At 65.1% G+C, this 20,809-nt stretch carries 17 protein-coding genes; 11 read left to right on the top strand and 6 right to left on the bottom strand.

The genetic code is table 11. The annotated features are described in order from the left end of the window. Positions 1-54: 54 nt before the first annotated feature. From LQ232_RS10145 to LQ232_RS10120, 6 genes are all read left to right on the top strand, one after another. Positions 55-1,887, top strand: a complete 1,833-nt coding sequence (locus LQ232_RS10145) for an ATP-binding protein (RefSeq protein WP_230180202.1) — start codon at positions 55-57, stop codon at positions 1,885-1,887. A 62-nt stretch (positions 1,888-1,949) separates the two neighbouring features. Beyond that, a complete protein-coding gene (gene corA / locus LQ232_RS10140) occupies positions 1,950-2,918 on the top strand; it encodes a magnesium/cobalt transporter CorA (RefSeq protein ID WP_230180201.1) in 969 nt (322 codons plus the stop codon). Between the two features lie 232 nt (positions 2,919-3,150). Then, entirely contained in the window at positions 3,151-3,330 is a 180-nt protein-coding gene (locus tag LQ232_RS10135) for a hypothetical protein (protein ID WP_230180200.1), read from the top strand. 85 nt (positions 3,331-3,415) lie between these two features. Then, positions 3,416-4,936, top strand: coding sequence for a TolC family protein (locus LQ232_RS10130; RefSeq protein WP_230180199.1), 1,521 nt, complete (start codon positions 3,416-3,418; stop codon positions 4,934-4,936). Then, positions 4,933-6,183 (top strand): HlyD family secretion protein, encoded by a 1,251-nt coding sequence (locus tag LQ232_RS10125; protein WP_230180198.1) that lies wholly within the window; start codon positions 4,933-4,935, stop codon positions 6,181-6,183. The genes LQ232_RS10130 and LQ232_RS10125 overlap by 4 nt, the downstream gene beginning before the upstream one ends. Continuing rightward, positions 6,183-8,369: a peptidase domain-containing ABC transporter gene (locus LQ232_RS10120; protein WP_230180197.1), complete on the top strand. Its 2,187-nt coding sequence runs from the start codon at positions 6,183-6,185 to the stop codon at positions 8,367-8,369. The genes LQ232_RS10125 and LQ232_RS10120 overlap by 1 nt, the downstream gene beginning before the upstream one ends. Here the strand turns inward: LQ232_RS10120 and LQ232_RS10115 are convergent. The 4 genes from LQ232_RS10115 to LQ232_RS10100 are packed head-to-tail and all read right to left on the bottom strand — an operon-like array spanning position 8,350 to position 14,452. After that, positions 8,350-9,525: a hybrid sensor histidine kinase/response regulator gene (locus LQ232_RS10115; protein ID WP_230180196.1), complete on the bottom strand. Its 1,176-nt coding sequence runs from the start codon at positions 9,523-9,525 to the stop codon at positions 8,350-8,352. The two genes, LQ232_RS10120 and LQ232_RS10115, sit on opposite strands and share 20 nt — an antisense overlap. Then, a complete protein-coding gene (locus LQ232_RS10110; RefSeq protein ID WP_230180195.1) occupies positions 9,522-10,133 on the bottom strand; it encodes a chemotaxis protein CheB in 612 nt (203 codons plus the stop codon). Before LQ232_RS10110 ends, LQ232_RS10115 begins: the two co-directional genes overlap by 4 nt. Before the next feature lie 11 nt (positions 10,134-10,144). After that, positions 10,145-10,957, bottom strand: a complete 813-nt coding sequence (locus LQ232_RS10105) for a protein-glutamate O-methyltransferase CheR (RefSeq protein WP_230180194.1) — start codon at positions 10,955-10,957, stop codon at positions 10,145-10,147. A 6-nt stretch (positions 10,958-10,963) separates the two neighbouring features. Further along, positions 10,964-14,452: a response regulator gene (locus tag LQ232_RS10100; protein ID WP_230180193.1), complete on the bottom strand. Its 3,489-nt coding sequence runs from the start codon at positions 14,450-14,452 to the stop codon at positions 10,964-10,966. A 174-nt stretch (positions 14,453-14,626) separates the two neighbouring features. On the opposite strand from LQ232_RS10100, the gene LQ232_RS10095 reads away from it, so the two are divergent. Together LQ232_RS10095 and LQ232_RS10090 are read left to right on the top strand one after the other, a co-directional pair. Further along, positions 14,627-15,643 (top strand): PHB depolymerase family esterase, encoded by a 1,017-nt coding sequence (locus LQ232_RS10095; RefSeq protein ID WP_230180192.1) that lies wholly within the window; start codon positions 14,627-14,629, stop codon positions 15,641-15,643. A 177-nt stretch (positions 15,644-15,820) separates the two neighbouring features. Continuing rightward, positions 15,821-16,618: a transglutaminase family protein gene (locus tag LQ232_RS10090; RefSeq protein ID WP_230180191.1), complete on the top strand. Its 798-nt coding sequence runs from the start codon at positions 15,821-15,823 to the stop codon at positions 16,616-16,618. Between the two features lie 23 nt (positions 16,619-16,641). Here the strand turns inward: LQ232_RS10090 and LQ232_RS10085 are convergent, their stop codons facing one another. Further along, positions 16,642-17,847, bottom strand: coding sequence for an AI-2E family transporter (locus LQ232_RS10085; protein ID WP_230180190.1), 1,206 nt, complete (start codon positions 17,845-17,847; stop codon positions 16,642-16,644). A gap of 157 nt (positions 17,848-18,004) precedes the next feature. On the opposite strand from LQ232_RS10085, the gene LQ232_RS10080 reads away from it, so the two are divergent. Continuing rightward, a complete protein-coding gene (locus LQ232_RS10080; protein WP_230180189.1) occupies positions 18,005-18,424 on the top strand; it encodes a CopG family transcriptional regulator in 420 nt (139 codons plus the stop codon). A gap of 25 nt (positions 18,425-18,449) precedes the next feature. Next, the gene (locus tag LQ232_RS10075; RefSeq protein WP_230180188.1) at positions 18,450-19,487 is read left to right on the top strand and encodes a PHB depolymerase family esterase; all 1,038 of its coding nucleotides are present in this window, start codon (positions 18,450-18,452) and stop codon (positions 19,485-19,487) included. A gap of 25 nt (positions 19,488-19,512) precedes the next feature. On the opposite strand, the gene LQ232_RS10070 is transcribed toward LQ232_RS10075, so the two are convergent. Then, positions 19,513-19,884: a response regulator gene (locus tag LQ232_RS10070; RefSeq protein ID WP_230180187.1), complete on the bottom strand. Its 372-nt coding sequence runs from the start codon at positions 19,882-19,884 to the stop codon at positions 19,513-19,515. Between the two features lie 118 nt (positions 19,885-20,002). Here LQ232_RS10070 and LQ232_RS10065 point away from each other — a divergent pair, with 118 nt between their 5' ends. Continuing rightward, entirely contained in the window at positions 20,003-20,806 is an 804-nt protein-coding gene (locus LQ232_RS10065; protein ID WP_230180186.1) for an alpha/beta fold hydrolase, read from the top strand. Positions 20,807-20,809 lie beyond the last annotated feature (3 nt).

Here is a 20,809-nt window from a genome sequence, read left to right as displayed (position 1 = left end):
GACAGCGACACTGGACGCTGAGTTAGTTGCACCCCATACCGACCGCTGTCCCTGATGTCGACCTCCGCCCTGTCACCCATTGCCACGAACGCTGTGCCCGACCCTGAAATGGAGGCGCGACTCAGAGAAGGCCTGCACAAGGCCCTGCACGAAAGGCTGCCCTTCTCGATGGCCTTTGGCGTGGTGACGGCCGCCGGTGTGGTCGCGGTGCTGCAGGACAAGGTGCCGCACCGGCTGCTGGCGGCCTGGTTCGCCGCGCGTTTGCTGATTTCCATCGCCCGCGTGGCCCATTCCCGCTTGCGCAGGTCGGCGTCGGGCCCCTCAAGCCGGCACGATCTGCACATCTACCGGTTCCTGGCCGTCCTGGACAGCATCGCCTGGAGCGCGCTGGGCTGGGCTGTGACCCCCATCCAGCAGTTGGACGTTGCCGTCGTCAGCATCAGCGTGCTGATCGGGGTGGCGGCCCTGGCCACCTGCATGCTCCACGTCGATTTCATCACGGCCGCGCTGTTCATCGTGCCCATCTCCTTGCCCAATGCCGTGTACGCCTCGACCCGCCACGATGGCCTGGGCTGGTTTTGCGCCCTGGCGGTCAGCGGGCTGATGGTGGCCTTGATCATGGAGGCGCGGCGCTCCAATCTGCGCATCGTTGAACTCCTGCGGCTGCGGTTTCAAAGCGAGATGGTGGCCCGGGCGCAGGCCCAGGCACTGCAGCAGGCCCAGATTCTGAGCGACACCAAGGGGCGCTTCCTGGCCACGATGAGCCACGAAATGCGCACCCCCTTGCACGGCATGCTTGGCCTGGTCCGCCTGCTGCGCCAGCGCGAGCAGGATGCGCAGGCCGTGCACCGCTTGGACCTGGTGCGCAGTTCAGGCGAACACCTGGTCAGCGTCATCAACGACATCCTTGATTTCTCCAGCATGGAAGCGGGCAGCCTGCCCTTGCACGAGCGCCCCTTCAAGCTGCGCGCCTTGTTGGCGGAGGTGGCGGACGCCACGGCCGTGAGCGCCACCGAAAACGGCCTGGCCCTGAAAGTGCAACTTGAGCTGGACCGCGACGAGTTCGTCATGGGCGACCCGGTCCGCATCCGGCAGGTGCTCCACAACCTGCTGGGCAACGCGGTCAAGTTCACGGGCAAGGGCTTCGTGCGCCTGCACGCCAGGCGCGATGCCGCCAGCGGCCAGGTCACCATCCAGGTGCAGGACACCGGCATTGGCATCCCGTCTCACGAACAGGCCCGCGTGTTCGACGCCTTCCACCAGGCCGAAGGCACCTACCAACGCCGCTATGGCGGCACCGGCCTGGGCCTGGCCATCTCACGCGAGCTGTGCCGCGCCATGGGCGGTGACCTGGATTGCCGCAGCGAAGTCGGCGTGGGCTCCCTGTTCACCTTCTCGTTGCCCTTGCCCATCGTGCACGACGAGCGGACCACCCAGGCCGTGGCGATCGAGGGGGGCAACGCCAACGGCCAGCCCGCCTGGGCCGACCACCTGCCCGAGCCCCACGTGCTGCTGGTGGAAGACAACCCCGTGAACGCCCTGGTGGCGCAGGCCGAACTGCAGTTGCTGGGCGTCAAGGTGACCATGCTGGGCAATGGCCGCGAAGCCGTTGACTGGCTGGCCCACCAGCGCGCAGACCTGGTGCTGATGGACTGCGAAATGCCCGTGATGGATGGCTTCGAGGCCACGCGGCAAATCCGCGCCCGCGAACAACTGGAAGGCTCCGGCCCCATCAGCATCGTGGCGCTGACGGCCAACGCCCCTGACCTGTGCGGCGACCGCTGCCGTGATGCCGGCATGAACGGCCAACTGTCCAAGCCCTTCCGTTCGGAGGATCTGGCGCAGACATTGGCCCTGCACCTGCCCCGGGCTACCTTGCCGGCCTGAGCGCGCGAAGGCCTGCGGGCCTTATGCTGCGCTCCATCGCAGCAGCACCCGGAGCCTCACCCATGTTGATCAACTGCGTGGCCTACCAGGATGGCAAACGCCTGGCTGACATCGAGCCCGACGCCATCAGCGACTACCTGGCGCGGCCCGACTGCTTTGTCTGGATCGCCCTGCGCGACGCCACCGATGCCGAGCTGGCCAAGGTCCAGGAAGAATTCGGCCTGCACGACCTGGCCATCGAAGATGCCCGCCATGGCCACCAACGGCCCAAGGTCGAGGAGTACGGCGACATGGTGTTCGCCGTGATCCAGACCGTGGAGTTCACCGCCACCGACGAACTGCAGATCGGCGAGGTCGATGTCTTCGCAGGGCCCAACTACGTCATCTCCATCCGCAACCGCAGCCAGCAAGGCTTGCTGGGCGTGCGCGACCGCGCCGAGCGCGAACCGCAACTGCTCAAGCTGGGCGCCGGCTTTGTGTTCTATGCCTTGATGGACGCGGTGGTGGACCGCTACTTCCCGGTCATCGATGCGCTGGAGGGCGAGCTGGAGGCCATCGAGGCGCAGATCTTCGAACCTGGCACGGCCCGGGGCAACGTCGAGCGCCTTTACGCGCTCAAGCAGAAGATCATGGTGGTCAAGCACGCGGTCACGCCTTTGCTGGAATCCACCGGCAAGCTCACCAGCGGACGCGTGCCCATGGTCTGCACAGGCACGCGCGAGTATTTCCGCGATGTCTATGACCACCTGGCCCGCATCAATGCCTCGCTGGATACTTTCCGCGAAACGATCGGCACGGCCATCCAGGTGAACCTGTCGATGGCCACCATCGAAGAGTCGGAAACCACCAAGCGCCTGGCCGCCTGGGCCGGCATCTTCGCCGTGGCCACGGCCTTTGCCGGCATCTGGGGCATGAACTTCGCCAACATGCCCGAATTGCAATGGCGCTGGGGCTACCCCGCGGCGCTGGGCCTCATCGCCGCGACATGCACGGTGCTGTACTGGCGTTTCAGGCGCGCGGGCTGGTTGTGATTTTGACAAGGCGGTGACGCGTCAACGCGACGCCCATCGGGGTTAATTGGCGACGGCGGGATCAACATCTGACAAACTGAACTTCCAAACTTCCCATTTTAAGGGTATCTCCTCCGCTGATCTGAAGGATCGCCAGGGATTCCCCGACATGGGAACCCTGAACGATCATCATTAAATTCCTCATGTGCCCTGCAAAGGCACGTTCAAAAATCCATTGAAACAAGGAAAAAACATGAAAGTTCTGAACACCCAGGAAGTGTCCCAAGTCAGCGGCGGCGAAAGCCTCATCGACGCGATCCACCGCGCCGAGTACAACTCTTACGGCGTGCCCCTGATCAACGCTGGCATCTTCGCGATCAATTTGTTCTCGACCACGAAGATCCCTTACGTGACGAAGAAGGCTGCTCCCTGAGCCGCTTGAAGGTTTGACAAGCCCGCCCGGCCACGCAGCCAGGCGGGTTTTTTTCATGTCCAGACGCCCGGATCCCGTTCCCTCCATGCCCGTCCTCCGCGATGAACCTCGCGGGCTTGGCCATGCCCGCCCGGCCACGGCGGTCCAACTCGCGCTGGCATTGAGCCTGCTGCTCACCTCGCTGCCAACCCTGGCCTCGGGCGCCTTGGCATTGCACTGGGCCACATCCCTGGGCATGCAGCAGGATCCCCTGCCTGCCGCCTCGCGCGACGCTTCAATGCCAGCGCCAGCCGCGGGCCAGCAAGCCGGCAAGGGCCCCACACCCTGGCCCCTGATGCTGCTGGCGGCCGACCAGCAAGCGGCTTCCAACCGCGCCTTTGACGCTGGTGCACGGGCCGCGCAGGCCATGAGCCAACAAGCCTGGGCCACCGCCTGGATGCCCCGGGCCGATGCCAGCGCCAGTGCCAGCCGACGCCACCAGCAGATCAACGAGACCACGGTGAACACCCCCGCCACCGCTTTGTCCATGTCGGCCACCTGGCCGTTGTGGCGCGCCGCCGAGCAGGCCAACGCCCGGGCCCAGGCCGCCCAGGCCGACCAGGCGCAATGGCAGGCTAGAGGCAACCGGGCCAACGTGGCCCGCGAACTCAGCGTGGCCTACCTGAGCGCCATCGAAGCGGCCGAACAGCGGCGCCTCACCCTGGCTCAGCAAGACTTGCTGCAAGCACAATGGCGCATCAACGACCGGCGCCTGCAAGCTGGTGCCGGCACCATCCTGGACGTGCTGGAAACACGCACCCGCATCGACCAGACCCGCGCCGCCGTGCAAGAACTGGACACGCGGCTGGCCACGCAGCACCTCACCCTGGAGCGGCTCAGCGGCCAGACCGTGGTGCTGCCCGCCGGCCTGCGAGGTGAGGAGACCCATTGGCCCGCCGTGGTGACCACGCTGGAAGAAGCACTGCTGCTGGCCCCCAGCCGCCATCCACCCTTGCGCGACGCCCTCGCCCAGATCACCACGGCCACGGCCACCGACCAGGCTCGCACCGCCGAGCGCTGGCAACCCACCGTGGACGCCGTGGCCAGCGCCAGCCTGGTCCGGGAAGTGCCCCAGCTGGACGGCTTCAGCCAGCGCCAGACCACCCGGGAACGCGCCATCGGCGTGCAGTTGAACTGGGCCTTGTTCACGGGCGGTGTGCAGCAGGGCCGCACGCGTGAATCCGCCGCCCTGCTGATCCAGGCCCAGGCCCGGCGTGATGAAGCGCAAGCCCAGGTCGAAGCCGCCCTGCGCGATGCCTACCAGACCTTGTCGCAGGCCCGGCAGGTGATCACGCTGCAGCGCCAGGTCGAGCAAACCGCTTCGGCCACGTACGAGGCGCTGCGCAAGGCCTTTGTGGCCGGCCTGCGCACCAACCTGGACCTACTCAACGCCCAGCAGCAGATCTACACCGCCAGGCAAAGCCTGGTCACCGCGCGCATCCATGCCCTGTCGGCCCAAGTGAACATCCTGGCCTTGCTGGACCAGTTGGACGCCGACCATGTCGCGCCGCTGACACCCCTGTTCGACACAGCCCCCTTGCCCTTGCTGGCAGAGAGCACGCCATGAGCCCCCCCGCCCAATCCCTGTTCCGCCAGGAGGTTCTGGACGCGCGTTCAGACACCTCATCCGGCCCCTCCATCGACATCCGCCCGGTGGGCGCTGGCCGCCTCACTTTCTTCTTCCTGTGCCTGGCCGCGCTCGTGCTGGCGGTGCTGGTCTTCGGCCACTACACCAAGAAGGAGCGCGTGCAGGGCGTGGTGCAACCCCGCGATGGCGTGGCCATGGTGGTGCCCCTGGAGCCCGGCATCGTGCAGCGTGTGCTGGTCACCGAAGGCCAGGCCGTGAAGGCCGGCGACGTGATCGCCGAGATCAGCAACGAGCGCTTCAGCGACGCGGGCAGCACGCAAGCGCTGTTGCAGCAGAACCTGGAAAGCCAGCGCAGCCAGATGCGCAATCAGGCCGAGGGCCAGGCCCAGGCGAGCACCGCCTCCCTGGCCGCGCTGGAGCAGCGCGTGGCCCAAAGCCGCCGCGACCTCTTGACCCTGGCCGAGGAAATCAAGCTGCAAGAACAGCAGATTGCATCGGCCCGCAAGCTGGTGGACCAGTTCAAGCCCCTGCTGGACGAACGCATCATCTCCGACCTGCAGTACGAGCAGCAACGCCAACTGCTGCTGGACCAGACCGCGCGTTTGCAAACACTCAAGCGCCAGCGCAGCGCGGCCGAGGCCGACCTGGCTTCATCACAGGATGAGCGCCAACGCCTGCAAGCCCAGCACCGCATCGACCAGGCTGGCCTGGACCGCGACCTGCTGGGCTTGCAACAAGAAGAGGTGCAGCGCCATGGCGCCAGGCGCGTTCTGCTGAAGGCCCCGGTCGATGGCGTGGTGTCGGGCTTGTTGGCCACACCGGGCCAAAGCGTCAACGCCAACGTCACACTGGCTTCCATCGTGCCGACGCGCTCGGCCTTGGAGGCCACCCTTTACCTGCCGAGCACGTCGGTCGGCTTCATCAAGGCGGGCCAGCGCGTGCGCATCAGCTATGACGCCTTTCCCTATCAGCGCTTCGGGCAGTACCAAGGCACGGTGCGCAGCGTCTCGCAAACCGACGTGCCCCTGGCCAGCGGCAATGGTGGCACCGACCGGCGCGCGGTCTTCATCGTGCGCGTGGCCCTGGACCAGGCCAAGGTGCGCGCTTATGGCACCGACATCGCCCTGAGGCCGGGCCACACGCTCACGGCCGACATCGAGATCGACAGGCGCCGCCTGGTCCGCTGGATGCTCGACCCCCTCTTCGCCTTCAGCGGAAAACTGTGATGCGCACCAACCTTCTTTCCCTGTGGCCGCGCAAACAAGCACCGCTGATCCTGCAATCGGAAGCGGCCGAGTGCGGCCTGGCCTGCCTGGCCATGATCGCCAGCGCCCATGGCCACGAGACCGACCTGCTGACCTTGCGGCGCCGCTTCGAGCTGTCATCGCGTGGTGCCACGCTGGCCCGCCTGATGAACATCGCCGAGCACCTGGGCTTTGCCAACCGGGCCGTGCGCCTGGAGATGGACGAGCTGCCGCAGCTGCAGACCCCCTGCCTGCTGCACTGGAACCTGAACCACTTCGTGGTGCTGACCAAGGCCGACTCGCAACGCATCACCATCCTCGACCCCGCCCTGGGCGAGCGCACCCTCACCCTCAAGGAAGCCAGCCCGCACTTCACCGGCGTGGCGTTGGAGCTGTCGCCCAGCACCAGCTTCGAGAAGAAACAAGAGAAGACACCCTTCGACCTGCGCCTCTTGTTCACCGGCCAGCGCGGCCTGTGGCGCGCCTTCGGTCAGATGGCGCTTCTTTCCATCGTGCTGGAGGTGTTCGGCATCCTCATGCCCATGCTCAGCCAGTGGATCATCGACGACGTGGTGGTCACGCGCGATGCGCCGCTGCTGGCCGTGCTGGCCATCGGCATCTTCCTGCTGGCGGTGATGTCGCTGGGCACGCGCCTGGTGCGGACCTGGATCGTGCTGGGCGCCAGCCTGTCGTGGCGCGTGTCGTCCAGCGCCAACGTGTTCCGCTACATGCTCAAGCTGCCGCTGGCCTATTTTGACAAGCGCCACACGGGCGATGTGCTGTCGCGCTTCGGCTCGGTCCACACCATCCAGGACACCATCACCAACCACCTGGTCGAGGTGGTGCTCGATGGCGCGGTCAGCCTGATCACGCTGGGCCTGATGTTCTTCTACAGCCCCACGATGGCCATGGTGGTGCTGGCCGTGGCCGTGCTGCAGACCATCGTGCGCTTTGCCGTCTTCAAGCCCTACCGGCAAGCGACCGAAGAGACCATCGTGCGTGAAGCCAACGCGCAGACCTACCTGCTGGAGACCCTGCGCGGCGTGGCCGCCATCAAGTTCTTCGCCAAGCCGGGCTGGCGCGTGGGCGGCTGGATGAACCAGCAGGTGGCCATGGTCAACGCCTCGGTCAAGCAGCAGCGCATCAGCCTGCTGTACCAGGGCGTCAACGGCCTGATCAGCGCGGTCGAGCAATCGCTGGTGATCTACCTGGCCGCACGCATGATCCTGGACGAGCAGTTCTCCATCGGCATGCTGGTGGCCTTTCTGGCCTACAAGAGCCAGTTCCTGCAGCGGGCCTCCGAGCTGCTGGAGCGGGTCATCAACCTGCGCCTGTTGAAACTGCAAGGCGAGCGCCTGGCCGACATCGTGCTGACCGAGCCCGAACCGCCCTCGCCTGCCCAGGCTGAAGCGTCTTTGAAGACCGATGGCCCGATGACCTTGTCACTGCGCAACGTCACCTTCCGCTACGCGATGGGTGAAGCGCCGGTGCTGGACGACATCAGCATGACCCTGCACAGTGGCCAGGCCATCGCGGTGGTGGGCCCGTCAGGCTGCGGCAAGTCCACCTTGCTGAAGGTGCTGTCGGGCCAGGTCACGCCTGAATCGGGCGAGGTGCTGGTCAATGGCGTGCCCATCAGCCGCATCGGCTCCGAGGCCTTCCGCTCGGTGCTGGGCACCGTGTTCCAGGACGACCAGTTGTTCACCTGCTCGGTCTACGACAACATCGCCATGAACGACACCGAGGCCACGCCCGAGAAGGTGATGCTCGCCGCCCAGCAAGCCTGCATTCACGAAGACATTCAGCGCATGCCCATGGGCTACCAGACCCTGGTTGGCGGCATGGGGGCCACGTTGTCGGGCGGGCAAAAGCAACGCCTGCTGCTGGCCCGGGCGCTTTACAAGCAGCCTCGCTTCTTGCTGCTGGACGAATACACCAGCCACCTCGATTTCGAGACCGAACGCCATGTGCAAGAGGCCATCAACCACCTGGGCTGTGGCCGGTTCATCATCACGCACCGGCAGCACAGCCTGAGCGAAGGCGACGAGATCCACGTGCTGTCGGGCGGCAAGCTGGTCAAGCTGGTGGAGCAGACCCCGCCAGAAGACGATGAGCCTGACGCCGGTCGCATGAATGTGACGCCACTGCTCACGCCAAAGGCAATGTGACGACGAACACCGAGCCCTCGCCCAGCTTGCTGTCCACGCTGATGGTGCCCTGGTGCGCCTCAACCAGCTGCTGGGTGATGTACAGCCCCAGGCCCAGGCCACGGTGGGCGGCCGGATCGGCCACGCGAACGAACTGCTCGAAGATGCGCCGCTGCGCATCGGGCGCGATGCCGATGCCCCAGTCGCGCACCTCGATGCGCGCCACATCGGACGAGGCCGTGAGGATCACCTCCACCGGCTTGCCTGCACCGTAGCGCATGGCATTGCTCAAGAGGTTGGTGACCACCTGCTCGATGCGGAACTCGTCCCAGAGGCCCGTCACGCCCGGCTGGATGTTCAGGCTGATCACGCTGTCGCTGTCCAGCCTGGGGAAGTCGCCCACCAGGCGCTCCAGCAAACGCGACAGGTCGGTGGTGGAGGGGCGGATGGACAGCTTGCCATTGCGGATGCGCGACACATCCAGCATGTCCTCGATCAGGCGCGTCATGCTCTGTGATTGGCGCCGGTACTTGGCGAACATGCCCGACAGCTGCTGGGGCCCGAAGAAGTCCGCATTGCCTTTCTCAAGGTGCTTCTGGCGCACCTGAATGTCGATGGACAAGGCGCTCAAGGGTGTGCGCAATTCATGCGCCACCAGCGACATGAAGTCGTCGCGCATCCGCAAGGCATTCTGCAACTCCTCCTTGGTGGCCTGCAGCTCGGTCAACAGCGCTTGCTGCTGGCGGCGGCTTTCTTCCAGCGCTTCAACCTGGCGCTGCACCTGCTGGCGCTGGCGGTGCAGGTCCACGAACACGCTGACCTTGCTCTTCACGGCAAAACTGTCCAGAGGCTTGTACAGAAAATCGACCGCACCGTTTTCGTATCCCTTGAAGGCGTGGTTGCGGTCGCGGTTGGCCGCCGTCACGAACACGATGGGGATGTGGCGGGTCTTCTCGGTGCCACGCATCAGCTCGGCCAACTCGAAGCCCGTCATGCCGGGCATCTGCACATCCAGGATCGCCAGCGCGAACTCGTGTTCCAGCAACAGCCCCAAGGCTTCTTCGCCGGACGAGGCCTGGTAAACCAAGTGGTCTTCATGCTGGATCAGGGACTTGAGCGCCAGCAGGTTTTCCGGCAAGTCGTCCACGATCAGCAGCTTGGTGCGGTCGTCGGTCATGATTTTTCTCGTCCCAGTTTAAGCAGCAATGCGTGGATGTCGCTCAGCGACAGGATCAGGTCGGGCGCCTGCTTTCGGATGGCGGCCAGGGGCATGGTGTCGGATTGCGCCTGATCGGGGTTCTGCACCACCGTCCAGCCGCCACGCGCCTTGATGTGCGCCATGCCTTGCGCGCCATCGTGGTTGGCGCCAGTCAGCAAGATGCCGACCAGGCCCAGGCCGTAGGCATCGGCCGCTGAACTCATCAGCACATCTATGGAGGGCCGCGAGTAATTGACCGGCTCTTCGCCACTGAGCGAGAGGGTGAGGTCGCCCTCGACCGACAGGTGGTAGCCGGTGGGCGCCACGTACACCGCGCCGGGCTCGATGGGTTGCTTGTCCATCGCCTCGTGCACGGGGATCTCCAGCCGGTAGGCCAGGATCTCGGGCAGGCGGCTGGGCCGGTCTTCGGGCAGGTGCAGCACCACCAGGATGGGCAAGCTGAACGAAGCGGGCAAGCCCACCAGCACCTTCATCAAGGCATCGACGCCGCCCGCCGACGCACCAATGGCCACGGCCCGGATGGCCGGCGACTCGGGATCGAATGATGGGCTGGGGTGCGGCGTCATGGTGGCGCTCCTCAACGCTTGCGGAACAGGCGCTCGGCCTTGACCACGGGCTCGAACCGGTCGGCGAACGCTGAAAAATCCAGGCTCTCTTTCGACCCCAGGCCCAGGAAGCCCCGGTGGCACAGCGACTCGTGGAACAGGCCCAGGGCCCGGTCCTGCAGATTGCGCTTGAAATAGATCAGCACATTGCGGCAGCACACCAGGTGCATCTCCGAGAACACGTGGTCTGTGGCCAGGCTGTGGTCGGCAAAGGTGATGTTGTCGGTCAGCGTGCGGTCAAAGCGCACGGCGTTGTAGGCCGCCGTGTAGTAATCGGAAAAAGCCGCCGTACCGCCCGCCGCCTGGTAATTGGCGGTGAAGGCTTGCACATTGGCCAACTGGAAAATGCCCTGGCGCGCTTTCTCGAGCGAGGCCGGGTTGATGTCGGTGGCATAGACCATGGTGCGCTCGAGCAGGCCTTCCTCGCGCAACAGGATGGCCATGGAGTAGACCTCTTCGCCCGTGCTGCACCCGGCGATCCACACCTTCAGAGACGGGTAGGTGCGCAACACCGGCATGACATGCTGGCGCAAGGCCAGGAAGTAGCTGGGATCGCGGAACATCTCGCTGAAGGGGATGGTCAGGATGTCCAGCAGCTTCTGGAAGGCCGTCGGGTCGTGCAGCACCTTGGATTGCAAGGTGGAGATGGTGTCGCACTCCAACTGCTGCAAGGCATACAGCACACGGCGCTTTTGCGACGACCCGGAGTAGTCGCGAAAGTCATGGCTGTACTTGGCGTAGATCGCCTCCATCAGCAAACGCAGTTCAAGGTCGACGTGCGGCATGGTGGGTCAAAGCCTTTGCATGGCGGGCATCCAGACCCGCAAGAGCGAGAACAGGCGTTCCAGCTCCACCGGCTTGGCCAGGTAGTCGTTGATGCCCGCGCGGCGGCATTGCTCCTGGTCATCCTTCATGGCCTTGGCCGTGATCGCGATGACGGGCAGCTTGGCGAACGCGGGGTTGGCCCGCAGGCGGCGCGTGGCCTCCAGACCATCCATGCCGGGCATCATGATGTCCATCAGCACCAGGTCGATGTCGCCCACTTCGTCCAGCTTGGCCAGGGCTTCGAAGCCATTGCGGCCCACCTCGACCAGCAGGCCGCGCTGCTCCAGGGCACTGGTCAGGGCGAATATGTTGCGCACATCGTCATCGACCAGCAGCACCTTGCGGCCTTCCAGCACCTTGTCGCGGTTGCGCGCGGTCTTGAGCATGGTCTGGCGTTCGGCCGACAGCTGCGACTCGACGGTGTGCAGGAACAGCGTCACTTCATCGAGCAGACGCTCGGGCGAACGCGCTCCCTTGATGATGATGGAGCGCGAATACTTGTTCAGCTCGGTCTCCTCCTGGCGGGTCAGGTTGCGGCCGGTGTAGACGATGACGGGCGGGAAGGAGCAGATGTCCTCGCGCGTCATGCGCTCCAGCAACTCGCTGCCATCCATGTCCGGCAGTTTCAGGTCGATGACCATGCAGTCGAACACCGTCTCGCGCAGCAGGTCCAGGGCCTGCTCGCCGCGCTCGACGGCCGCGATCTCGATGTCGTCGTCGCCGATCAGGTGCACGATGCTGTCGCGCTGACGGGCATCGTCTTCCACCACCAGCACGCGCTTGACCTTCTTGGCGCTTTTTTCTTCCAGCTTGTTGAAGACCTCTTTCAAGGCTTCACGTGTGGTGGGCTTCATGGCGAACCCGATGGCCCCCATGTGCAGCGCCACCTCGCTGACATCCTCGGCGGCCACGATGTGCACTGGGATGTGGCGCGTCTGCGGGTGGTCCTTGAGCTGCTGCAACACCGCCAGGCCCGAGTCGTCTGGCAGGCGGATGTCCAGCAAGATGGCGTGGGGCAGGTGCCGCGTGGCCAGCTCGAATCCTTCGGCCGCGCCGTGGGCCACCAGGCACTGGTAATTCATCTCGTGGGCCAGGTCGAACAGGATGGCGGCGAATTGGGGATCGTCCTCGATGACCAGCACCAGGCGCGCTGCCGCCGAGATGGCCTGCCGGTCGTCGGCAAAGCTTGGGATGGTCTCGCTCTCGGGCGGAGGGTTGGCCACGACAGGGGCAGCCGGCAGCGCGCGCGCGCTGGCAGGCGCGGGGCGCGGGGTGGGCGCGGGCGGCGGCGTGGTGTCGGCGCCGCTGGTGTCCACCCACCGCTGCGGCAGGTCCAGCGTGAAGGTGCTGCCCCGCCCGGGCTCGCTGTCCACGTAGATGGCGCCGCCCAGCAAGCCCGCCAGTTCGCGTGAGATGGACAAGCCCAGGCCCGTGCCACCGTACTGCCGGTTGATGGTGCCATCGGCCTGGCGGAAGGCTTCGAAGATGACCTCTTGCTGTTCCGGTGCGATGCCAATGCCCGAGTCCGACACGGCAAAGGCCAGGCGGCCATCGGCACGGCCCTGCACCGTCATCGAGATCTTGCCCTTGTCGGTGAACTTGATGGCGTTGGACAACAGGTTCTTGAGGATCTGCTCGACCCGCTGGCGGTCGGTGAAGATCGACACGGGCGCATCGGCCGCCACCTGGATGTCGAACGCCAGGTGCTTGTCGTCGGCCAGCGGCGTGAAGGTCATGCGCAAGGACTCCACCAGGCTGTTCAACGACACCGCCTGAGGCGTCAGCTCCAGCTTGCCAGCTTCGACCTTGGAAATGTCCAGGATGTCATTGATCAGCGTGAGCAGGTCATTGCCCGCGCCATAGATGGTCTTGGCGAACTTGATCTGCTCTTCGTTGAGGTTGCCCGCCTTGTTGTCCCACAAGAGCTTGGCCAGGATCAGCGAGCTGTTCAGCGGCGTGCGCAACTCATGCGACATGTTGGCCAGGAATTCGGACTTGTAGCGGCTGGCTCGCTGCAGCTCGTCAGCCCGGTTCTCGAGTTCGCTCTGCGCCTGCTTGAGGGCTTCGTTCTTCCGATCGACCAGCAGGGCCTGCTCGGTCAGCTGCACATTGATCTGCTCGAGCTCGGCCTGCTGGTGCTCCAGGTTGGTCTGCGATTCATTCAGCACCCTCGACTGCTCTTCCAGCTCTTCGTTGGCGGTGCGCAGCTCTTCCTGCTGGGTCTGCAGCTCTTCATTGAGCTGATGCGTTTCTTCGAGCGCATCCTGCAGTCGCTGCCGGTACTGCGCCGCCTCGACCGAGGCCCCGACGTTGGTGGCCAGGATGCGCAGCAGCTCCAGATCCCGCTCCACCACGGGCCGCATGAAGCCCAGCTCGATCACGCCATTGACCTGCCCATCGTTGCTGATGGGCAGCAGCACCACGTCGGTGGGGGCGCCCGTGCTCAGGCCCGTGGTGACCTGGAAGTGGTGATCGGGCACCTGCGGAATATGCTTGAGCTGCCCATCCTTGGCCACTTGACCCACCAGGCCGTGGTCAAGGTCAAGGCTTTGCTCTTGCGCTTCCAGCTCTTTGCTGAAACCATAGGTCCCCACGCGGTGCAGCTTGCCCGCGGCGTTTCGCACGTACAAGGCGGCCACGGCCACGCCCAGGTAGCCGGCCATGAACTCCAGCACCTGGCGGCTGAGCACCGGCAAGGCCAGCTGCCCCAGCAGGCGCTCGGCCAACTGGGTCTGGCCGATGCGAAACCACGCCTTCTCTTGCAAAGCCTTGGTGCTGAGCACATGCTGGCGCAGCGCATCGCCGTAGTTCTCGGACAGGGTCATGATCTGACGACGCCCACTCAGCGCGATGAGCCCGCTCAGGATCAGCACCAGGCTCACGTACGACACAATCACCCAAAAGGTGGTGCTGCGCGCGATTTCATTGCGCTCTTGCAGGAGCTTGTCTTCCTCGTTGAGGAAGTCGCGCACTTCACGGCGGATTTCGTCGAACAGCTGCTTGCCAGTTTCCGCCCGGATGATGCTCAAGTAGTCGCCCTGGCTTCGCCGCAGCTCGATGATGCGCTGGGCAAACTCGTCCCATTGCCTTTGCAGTGCCTCGATGCGGTTGAGCCGGTCCAGCTGATGCTGGTTGTCTTGCACCAGCGCTTTCAAGCTCGCCAGCTCGGAGGCCATCTTGGGCTTGGCCAGGTTGTAGGGCGACAGGAACTTGTCCTCGCCCGTGAGCAGGAAGCCGCGTGTGCCGGTCTCCTGGTCCACGATCACCGTTTTCAGCTCGTTGGCATTGCCGATGACGCGCTGTGTGTGCTCGACCCAATTGAGCTGCGAGAGCAGGAAAAAGATCAACCCGATGAACACCATGGCGCTGAACGCGCCTACAGCCAGGGGCAAGGCAAGGTGCCGCTTCAGAACACGTTGGAAATGCGCTGTCTCAAGGGAAGTCTTTTCGGGCATCTGGGAATCCGAGTGAAAGGCAAGAGGAAGGCCTTGGAATTGTCGGACAGTTGCGGCCATTCCTGGCGTCCTGAGTGCAAGACGCGGCAATGTCCTACAAGATCCGGGGCGGCTGTCCGGTGGTCGCCCGACCCATCGTGCGCCACAGTGGAGTGCAGTCACGAGGTCAGGTCAATGGCGAGGCGATCACCACAATCCATCTGGAGCCGCTCCTTCCAGCGGGCGGTCGGCGCCCTCACCCAGCGCACGGTCAAGGCCGGGAGTCAGGCCTTGAAGCGGTCGCTGCGCCCCACCGCCAAGGCCAAGGCACCACGCGGCCAAGCGCAGGGCGACTGGATCCCCGGGGTGGCGCTGTCGCCCATGGGCGCGCGCCGCTACCATCTGTTCAAACCGCACGGCGTTCAATTGCATGAACGCCTGCCCTTGCTGGTGATGCTGCATGGCTGCGGCCAGGATGCCGAATCGTTCGCGCTCAGCACGCGCATGAACCGCCTGGCCGCGCGTGAACGCTTCCTGGTGCTGTACCCCGAGCAGGACCGCCGGGCCAACCCCCAAGGCTGCTGGAACTGGTACGGCACGCGCACCAAAGTGGCCTATGGCGAGGCGGCCATCCTGATGGCGGCCGTGCAGCAAGTGCGCTTGCTCTACCCGGTGGACCCCGAGCGCATGGCCATCGCGGGCATGTCGGCGGGAGCGAGCATGGCCGCCCTGATGGTGACGCGTTACCCCGATCAGTTCAAGGCCGTGGCCATGCACTCGGGCGTGCCGCCCGGGGCGGCCGAATCCTCGGTGTCGGCGCTGGCCGCGATGCGGGGCCGGGGCGCCACGCAGGCCTTGTCCACCCACACCCACTGGCCCGCGCTGCTGGTCATCCACGGCGACCGCGATGCCATCGTGGCGGCCAGCAATGGCCAGGCGGCCGCCAAGCTGTGGGCCGAGGCGGCTGGGCCCCACGTGGAGAAAAGCCGCCAGGTCAGCCGGGGACGACGCCACCCCATGACGGTCACCGACTTCAAGGTGCGTGGCGGCCGCACTGTGGCCACGCTGTGCAGCATCGGCGGCCTGGCACACGCGTGGAGCGGAGGCCATGCACGGCAGGCCTACAGCGATGCCCAAGGGCCGGATGCCTCTCGCATGATCTGGTCATTCGTGGCCAAACAGTTTGCAGGCACGCCGTTTGCCAACGCCTGACAGATCAGTTTTTTCCTTGACCACCATGACAAAGTCTTACCACCATTCCAAACGGCCGCGCCAACGCCCCCAACCCCTCAGCGATGACCAGTACCTCGCCAGCAGCCTGGCCCTGGTGGCCCAGCTCTCGCGACGCGTTCGCGGGGGCCCCCCGCTCCGCCGTGCCGAGCGCACATCATGAGCATCACGCCACGGTTGTTCAACGTCGACTGCAAGCTGTCTTACAAACTGGCCCAGACCACCGACTTCGTGTTCCAGATCCACGTGCTGGAGGGGGCTGACCAACACATCCAGTCTGAATCTTTCAAGATCACGCCCAGCGCCCACTACCGGATCTATGAAGACCCGCATGCGGGTCAACGCTTCCTGCGCGTGCAGGCCAAGGCCGGCACGCTGACCTTGCGCTACAGGGCCAAGGTGGCGGTCAGCCGGCCGCCTCGCCGGCGCAAGGCCCCCGAGCTGCCCATCGCCGAGTTGCCGGACGAGGTGCTGCACAACCTGATGCCCACGCGGTATTGCGAATCCGACCTGCTGGCCTCGGCCGCGGTCAAGCTGTTTGGCGCCATCCCACCGGGCTGTGCGCGGGTGGAGGCCATCTGCGAATGGATCCATCAGAACATCGAGTACCGCACGGGCTCGACCGACAGCACCAGCACGGCCTGCGACGTGTTCCTGAAGCACGCCGGCGTGTGCCGTGACTTCGCGCACTTGGGCGTGACCTTCTGCCGCGCGCTCAACATCCCGGCGCGGCTGGCCGTGGGCTATGCCATGTTCGACACGCCGCCTCCCGACTTCCACGCCATGTTCGAGGCCTATGTGGGCGGGCGCTGGGAGTTGTTTGACCCGACGCGCATGTCGGAGCCCCGTGACCTGGTGCTGATCGCCACCGGCCGCGACGCCAAGGACGTGGCCTTCGCCACCATCTTTGGCCCTGCTCAAACGCTGGCGATCCTGCCCGAGGTGGAACGGGCTTGAACGCCTGAGCGGGACGTGCCCGCTCAGGGCACGTTGATGGCGGCGTTGTCCTTGGCGGGCTCGATCCCGCCCATCAACTCACCCACCGCCTTGAGCTCGTCCACCCGGTCGCACACGGCCTTGATGGCCATCAGGATGGGCGTGCCCAGCAGCAGGCCCCACACGCCCCACAACCAACCCCAGGCCAGCATGCCCACGAACACCACCACGGTGTTCAGGCGGCTGGTGCGGCTGGTGAGCCAGGGCGTGATCATGTAGCCGGAGATCACGTGCAAGAGCACCGACACACCGGCCACCAGCACGGCCTTGTCGATCGAGCCGAACTGCGTCAGCGCCACGATGGCCGACAACACGCAGATGGCGATCGAGCCCAAGTAGGGGATCAGGTTGAGCACCGCCGCGGCAATGCCCCACACCGCCACGTGCTTGAGGCCAATGGCCCAGAAGGCCAAGCTGGTGGCCAGGCCCACGCCGATGCTGGTGACGATCTGCACCACCAGGTAACGCCGCACCTGTTGCGTGATCTCGTTGAGGGCCTGCACCGTGATCTTGCGTTTGGCGAAGTTCGGCCCGGCGATGTGCGCCAGCTTGCGCCGGAAGATGTCGCCCGAGGCCAGCATGAAGTAGGTGATGAAGCACACGGCCGTGAACTGGCCGATCATCTCCACGATGCTCAAGGTGCCCACCACCACGTAGTCATTGATGTTGAAGGCTGGTTTCTCGATCCGCACGCGGGTGATGCCCGCGCCGCCCGAGGCGTTGACCTGGCTCAACTGCTCGGCCGCCAACTGCAACTGGTTGGCGGCTTTCTGCATCTTGTCCATGTTGCTGTCGGTTTGTGCGTGCGTGCCCCGGATGGCTTTGCGCAAGGTGCGCGCCGCCTCCGGCATCGACTGGATCATGTTGTCGACATCGTCCTGCAAGGTATAGGCCCCTGCGCCAATGGCCGACACCAGCCCCAGCATCAGCACAGCAGCACTCAACGAGCGGGGCAGGCGCCAACGGCACAAGGCGTCCACCACGGGCGTCAAGGCGTAAGTGAACATGATGGACAGCAACAAAGGAACGAACACCGCGCGGGCCCAGTGCAGGGCGAACAACCCCAGCAAGGTGGCGATGACGGCCAGCGAGGCGCTGCGCACATCCACCGGCATGTGCAATAGCACCCGCTCCGGTTCAGAGCTGAACGTTGTTGGAGTTGGTTCGTCGGCTTCGCCAGCAATGCGCATGAATGTCAAAACCTTGTGAACGAGATGGATCATTGGGCCCAGGACTCTGTCCGATATCCAGCAGCGTTCACCGCGAAGCGTTGTCAGCGCTGTCCTACTCAAAGGCGACCCAACGTCGCGCTTGCACCATCCACTTGGATGGTGATAGGATGGCACCATGCCTCCTCTCAGCCCCTCCGCCACCTCCAGCAAACCACTGGATGAAAAAATCACCATCAACGTCGGCGTGGTCGATCTGGGCCAGATCGACCTGCTTGTGCAGGAAGGCTTTTACGCCAACCGCACCGACCTGATCCGCACAGCCATCCGCAACCAGTTGTCCGCGCATGCCGAGGTGGTGCGGCAAGTGGTGGCGCGGAAGATGCTGGTACTGGGCATCCAGCACTTCAGCGCCGATGACCTGCGTGCCGTGCAGGCCGCTGGCCAGACCTTGCAGATCCGCGTGCTGGGCCTGGCCACCATTGCCCCAGACGTCAGCCCCGAACTGGCCTTGGCCACCATCGACTCGTTGACGGTGATGGGCGCCCTGCATGCCAGCGCAGCCGTCAAAGCCGCGCTGGCCGATCGACTGCGCTGAACCGCGCCTTACCCGGACACCACGAATGAATCCTCTTTTCAAACAACTCATGGGCCAGGCCTCACGCCTGACACTGACGGGTGACCTGGGCGCGGCCACCGCGGCCATCCAGGACGCACTGGCCCAACGGACGGCCAAGGCTGACCCCACCGTCATCGATGTGGTGGCACGGGAGGTTCATGGACCTGGCCAGGCACCACCCACCGCACCCGCCGCCGGGCGTTTCTTGCGCGCCACCCACGCAGAGACCATCGGCACGCGCGATTACAAGCTCTACGTGCCGCCCACCTACACCGGGCAGCCCTTGCCACTGGTGGTGATGCTGCACGGCTGCACACAAGACCCGGACGACTTTGCGGCCGGCACCGGCATGAACGACGCGGCCTTGGCCGACGGCTTTTTCGTGCTCTACCCCGCGCAATCGCAGCAGGGCAATCCCCAGCGCTGCTGGAACTGGTTCAAGCACAACCACCAGCAACGCGACCGCGGCGAGCCCGCCCTGATCGCCAACATGACGCGCGAAGTCATGAAGCAATACAACATTGATCCGGGTCAGGTCTATGCCGCGGGCTTGTCGGCTGGCGGCGCCATGGCCGCCATCCTGGGCGAGGCCTATCCGGACCTGTTCATGGCTGTCGGGGTTCACTCCGGCCTGCCCGTGGGCTGCGCCCGGGATGTCAACGGCGCCTTGATGGCCATGAAGAACGGCGCGCCGCGCACGGCCTCCCGCAAGCAGACGACGCCTGCACCCACCATCGTCTTCCATGGCGACCGCGACACCACGGTGCACCCGGTCAATGGTGAGCACGTGGTCGCCACCTTGGCCGCCGGGACGGTGGTGGAACAAGAGCACGTGCGTTCGATCCGTGGCCACGCCTACACGCGCCGCCAGCACCGCGATGCCCACGGCAAGGTGGTGGCCGAGCACTGGGTGGTTCACGGTTCGGCGCACGCCTGGTCGGGCGGCCGCGCGCAGGGCTCTTACACCGACGCGCGGGGGCCGGATGCCACCCGCGAGATGCTGCGCTTCTTCAAGGGCCACGCCCGCCTGGGCCGGCGCTGACACCGGCAGCCTGGGCTGGCCACCTTCAATGCAGGTGGCTCATCAACTTGAGCAGCAAGGCCGTGTCACACGGCTTTTGAAGGTACAGGTCGAAGTCCGACAGCAACTCAGGCCGTGATGAATGATCCAGCGCCGTCAGCGCGACCAGGACCAAATGCCGATTCGGCAAAGTCTGCCGCAATTCGCGCGCGGCCTGGGGCCCGTCCATCACGGGCATGTTGATGTCGAGGATGACCGTGTCGGGCTCAAAGTGCTTGGCCACCTCCACGGCCTGCGCCCCGTTGTAGGCCGTGGCCGTCTGATAACCGGCAGAATCCAGCAGCATGGCCAGACTTTCAGCCCCATCCCGCCAGTCATCCACCACCAAGACCTTGCCCATGACTGCAGCCTGGTTCATAAGTTGCTCCTGATTGAAAATCAGCGGGTTCATTGAACCAGCGTCCACGTTCGGAGCAGGCAAACCGCAGACCTGCTGTGAAAGAATGACCGGAGGCACCGGTCTTGCTGGAGAACAGATGAGCATTCAGGCACGCAACAATGTGCGAACAGTGGGGCGTGGCCCCGCCACCATGGTCTTTGGCCATGGCTTCGGCTGCGATCAACACATGTGGCGCCTGCTGGCACCCCAATTCGAAGGCCGATTCAAGACCGTGCTGTTCGACCTGGTGGGCAGTGGCCGCTCCGACCTGTCGGCCTACGACACCGACAAGTACGGCACCTTGCAGGGCCATGCGGCCGACCTGATCGAGGTCATCGACGAGTTCGCCGAAGGCCCCGTGGTCTTCGTCGGCCATTCAGTGAGCGCATGCATTGGCATGCTGGCGTCCACCACCGCCCCCGAGCGCTTCAAAGCGCAGATCATGGTCGGCCCCTCGCCGTGCTACATCAACGATGGCGACTACATCGGCGGCTTCACCCGCCCCGACATCGACGACTTGCTGAACACCCTGGAGCGCAACTACCTGGGCTGGTCCAGCACCATGGCGCCAGCCATCATGGGCTCGCCCGAACAACCTGAACTGAGCGTGGAGCTGACCAACAGCTTTTGCCGCACCGACCCGGAAATCGCCAAGCATTTCGCCCGCGTCACCTTCCTGTCCGACCACCGGGCCGAACTGAGCCAGGTCACCACGCCGTCGTTGATCCTGCAATGCAGCGACGACATCATCGCGCCCCAGTCCGTGGGCCAGTACATGCACCGCACCATGCCACGCAGCACCCTGCGCATCATCGACAACGTGGGGCATTGCCCGCACTTGAGCGCGCCCAGCGCCAGCGCCGACGCCATGGGCGAGTTTTTGCGGCAGCTGGAGAGCTAGTCG

The organism is Aquabacterium sp. CECT 9606 (genome assembly GCF_918741295.1).
Classification (GTDB): Bacteria; Pseudomonadota; Gammaproteobacteria; order Burkholderiales; family Burkholderiaceae_C; genus Aquabacterium.
The sequence above is the reverse complement of the archived record's forward strand: the minus strand, read 5'-3'. Positions and strand labels throughout refer to the sequence as shown.